1 protein-coding gene is annotated in these 932 nt (G+C 78.5%); it reads left to right on the top strand.

The features are described 5' to 3' along the window. Window positions 1-30 precede the first annotated feature (30 nt). The coding region (locus GTW08_RS06235; RefSeq protein WP_346009864.1) for an acyltransferase domain-containing protein at window positions 31-932 on the top strand (902 nt) is incomplete at its 3' end.

Below are 932 nucleotides of genomic sequence, written 5' to 3'. Positions count from 1 at the left end.
TCGTTCGGGATCAGCGGCACGAACGCCCACGTGGTGCTCGAACAGCCGCCCGCCACGCAGCCGGCACCTCCGGACGCCGCCACCCCGGATGCCGCCGCCCCGGACGCCGCCGGCCCGGATGCCGCCGCCCCGGAGGTCGTCGCCTGGCCGGTGTCCGCCCGGACCGAGGCCGCCCTCGACGCCCAGCTCGACCGCCTGCGCACCGCCGTTCCCGGCCTGACCCCGACCGCCGTCGCGCGCACCCTCGCCACCGGACGGGCCCTGTTCGAGCACCGCGCCGTGCTGCTCGCCGGGCCCGGCGGGACCACCGAGGCCGCCCGCGGCGCCGCCGCCACCCGCGGCACCGCGTTCCTGTTCTCCGGACAGGGCGCCCAGCGCCTGGGCATGGGCCGGGAGCTGCACGCCCGGTTCCCGGTGTTCGCCGACGCGTTCGACGAGGCCGTCGCCCTGCTCGACGCCGAGCTGGGCGGCACGCTGCGCGACGTCGTGTGGGGCGAGGACCCGGAAGCCCTGGACCGCACCCGGCACACCCAGCCGGCGCTGTTCGCCCTCGAGGTGGCCCTGTACCGGCTCGTCACCTCCTGGGGGATCCGGCCCGGTCGGCTCGCGGGCCACTCGATCGGTGAGATCGCCGCCGCGCACGTCGCCGGGGTGTTCTCCCTCGCCGACGCGTGCCGCCTGGTCGCCGCCCGCGCCCGCCTGATGGACGCACTGCCCGCGGGCGGCGCGATGACCGCCGTCGAGGCCGGCGAGGACGAGGTGACCCCGCTGCTCACCGACGGCGTCGCGATCGCGGCGGTGAACGGGCCCGCGGCCGTCGTCGTGTCCGGGGCGGCCGCCGAGGTCGACGCCGTCGCCGCCGAGCTGGCCGCCCGCGGCAGGCGCACCACCGCGCTGCGGGTCAGCCACGCCTTCCACTCGCCGCTGATGGA

Origin of the sequence: Pseudonocardia sp. SID8383 (genome assembly GCF_009864975.1) — a bacterium.
Classification (GTDB): domain Bacteria; phylum Actinomycetota; class Actinomycetes; order Mycobacteriales; family Pseudonocardiaceae; genus Pseudonocardia; species Pseudonocardia alni.
The sequence above is the reverse complement of the archived record's forward strand: the minus strand, read 5'-3'. Positions and strand labels throughout refer to the sequence as shown.